The 1544-nt window shown below is 43.7% G+C and carries 3 protein-coding genes; 2 read left to right on the forward strand and 1 reads right to left on the reverse strand.

Annotation, left to right across the window (positions count from 1 at the left end; translation table 11 throughout):
* Positions 1-291 (reverse strand): type IV pilin protein (locus KIV40_RS31260; RefSeq protein ID WP_285353192.1); only part of this gene is annotated, 291 nt, incomplete at its 3' end.
* A 102-nt stretch (positions 292-393) separates the two neighbouring features.
* On the opposite strand from KIV40_RS31260, the gene KIV40_RS31265 reads away from it, so the two are divergent.
* Entirely contained in the window at positions 394-942 is a 549-nt protein-coding gene (locus tag KIV40_RS31265; protein WP_285353190.1) for a GspH/FimT family pseudopilin, read from the forward strand.
* A 28-nt stretch (positions 943-970) separates the two neighbouring features.
* The coding region (locus KIV40_RS31270) for a PilW family protein (RefSeq protein ID WP_285353194.1) at positions 971-1544 on the forward strand (574 nt) is incomplete at its 3' end.

A 1544-nucleotide genomic window follows, 5' to 3' on the forward strand; every position in this document is an offset into this window, starting at 1 on the left:
GGCAACACTGAAAACAAAGCGACTTGCATCGGTATCGCAGATCAAGCAATCACTTCCAGAAACAATCCCACTCCAGTCATAACCGCTGTCGTAGGTGGCTTCTAACTCTAGTTGAATGCGCGCGATATCGGCGAGTGCACTGGTTCGGTGTCCAGTCAGTACGTGATTGGTGTAGCTTGGGTAGGCAATCGCACCCAATATCCCGATGATGGCAACCACAATCAATAACTCGATCAATGTCATTCCTTTTGTGCGTATGTTGTTGCTGTTGCATATATTTTTTCGAATCATCACGAGGACTTCCTTTTCACTTGTCAGGCTATTTTTCTCTGGTGATAGCATCGGTGCAAGATTAAATACGGTTACGCAATACGTTACATAGGAATTTGGGAAATGACTCGCGGGTTTACTCTATTAGAGCTGCTGATAACGGTTGTGGTGCTTTCGGTACTGCTGGCAGCGGCTGCCCCGAGTTTTAGTTCGCTATTGGCCTCCTCAAAGCTGCAACGCTTAGCTCCCGAGGTACATGGCTTTTTTATTACCGCTCGTTCAGAGGCTGTCACTCGTAATAAAGAGCTTTATATTCTATTTTTAGTATCCGGTGGGTTAGGTACAACCGAGAGCTCAGATGGAAATTGGGACCTGGTGTTGAGTAGCACAGCATCTTACGTTCCAAGTAATGTGTTAATGAAACTTGACGGCTCAACATACAGAGATATCAAAGCAGACTTTAATTTTTCAAACAGCACTTCAGTTGCGATCGATAATATGAGGGGGCGTTTTCGGGATGGAAATGTTTCGCTTGCTTCAACGAACGCGCCAACGGATGTACTTTCGATTATCGTATCGAAAACGACAGGGCGAATCCGAATTTGTAGTAGTGACCCGAATAGTGAAGGGCGCAATAGTATAGGCCACTATGGCTATGAAATTTGTGATTAGACGGTTTCAAGGTAGTACCTTGGTTGAAATGCTGGTTGCATCGGCGATAGGAGTGATTGTTATCGGTACTATCGGTTCGGTATTTGTCACCAACCAACGCCTGAGTTCAGAGAAGAGCTTGGAACTCCTGTTGTCTCAGAACTTATTCTCTACCACTCAAATGATGAAAGAAGAGATCTGGCGAGCAGGCTATGATGCAGATTCAGGGCAGTCAGTGAAGCTTTCGGGGGCTGCTAATACTATTTATACCTTTCAATCTAGTGCCAGCGAGTCTTACTTAGGTTTTGTGTATCGCCAAAATAGCGCTTCGTCCGCCTATCGAAATATTGTTTATCAATTTAAAGATAACAAGCTGAACTATTGCCAAGAAGAATCCCCTTATATAACTGATATCAATCAGATTTCATCACCTGGTATGGGAACAATGACGTGTGAAAGTTTGTTTTTTAATAAGCAGATTGAAGTCGATGATTTTTCCGTTTCAGTTAGTGAGTTGTCTAATAGTCAGGTCACCTCACAAAGGGTCGATATCGTTTTAGAAGCGTCTTTGGTGAATGCTGATGTAAGCCAAAGGGTCGAAAGTTCAGTCGTACAAAGGAATT

Source organism: Vibrio sp. D173a (genome assembly GCF_030248475.1).